Origin of the sequence: Hyphomonas sp. UBA3601 (assembly GCF_002375605.1) — a bacterium.
GTDB lineage: Bacteria > Pseudomonadota > Alphaproteobacteria > Caulobacterales > Hyphomonadaceae > Hyphomonas.
Genome location: NZ_DFME01000018.1, coordinates 2,091 through 3,017, shown reverse-complemented (window position 1 = coordinate 3,017; position 927 = coordinate 2,091). Strand labels below are relative to the sequence as shown.

Here is a 927-nt window from a genome sequence, read left to right as displayed (position 1 = left end):
GATCATGGACGGGCCTTTCATGCGCATGCTGAGAGTAAGGCCGTGTTGTAATTGCTCAACCTAGGTTGAGGTCAACTGGCTGATCTTTTGTCGGTTACACCTGAACGTACCCTTCCTTGCCGAGCGCTCATGCTGAGCGAAGTCGAGGCACGAGCGCGGGATTGCGAAAACTGGGTCCCGCATGTTTGCTGCGCAAATTCCGGGATGACTAGTAACGAGCAGTGCGAGGCCAATGCATTACTAGACGAACCTCGCCTACACTTCGCTTCCAAGCTGTCTAAAAAGCCGCTTGCAATCGCCGATGGTCTCAACGGTTGTAAAAGCCGGCGGTCTTACTTCAAACTCGTCGCAAAGCTTATCCGCCAATGCCTTAGACGCTTCAATCAACGATTCAATTTCATTGAGCGTGATACCTGCTTCCTTAAATGCATCGTCAAAATCCAATCGTGAATCACGATGAGCAAAAGCCTTATTGCGCAGGGTGCTAACCTTACTTGAAACTACGTGAGTGCCCTCAAGCACTTGCGTGAGTTCCGCGTGTTTAACATGATGAATCCGGGACTTCACACGTTCTAACACAGACTGGAAACACACACTTTTATTCGTTTTCTCGAACAACGCGCCCAGTTCAACAATGAGCACATACCTCAAAATGTGCCCTTGGAATCGAAAGAACCAAAAGTATTCATTCATCTGATCGATTATCTGCGGACGATAATCGCTACCTTCAATAAATTTGTACAAGTCGAAATACGCGCGCGATCGTTCGATCAGGCGCGCTAGGATATCTACTTGTCTTTCTAACTGGATCAACCGACCTCACAACGGAATATTATCGTGCTTCTTCCAGGGGTTTTCCAGCTGCTTGTTGGCCAGGGCCCGGAGGGATTTGGCGACTCGGCGGCGGGTTGAGTGCGGCATGATGAT

At 49.3% G+C, this 927-nt stretch carries 2 protein-coding genes; both read right to left on the bottom strand.

Features of this window, described 5'->3' with window-relative positions; translation table 11 throughout:
• Nucleotides 1-255 precede the first annotated feature (255 nt).
• Nucleotides 256-813: a hypothetical protein gene (locus tag B4F73_RS01460; RefSeq protein WP_290478729.1), complete on the bottom strand. Its 558-nt coding sequence runs from the start codon at nt 811-813 to the stop codon at nt 256-258.
• Nucleotides 814-819: 6 nt separating this feature from the next.
• A partial coding sequence (locus B4F73_RS16795) for a hypothetical protein (protein WP_414651860.1) occupies nt 820-927 on the bottom strand: 108 nt, incomplete at its 5' end.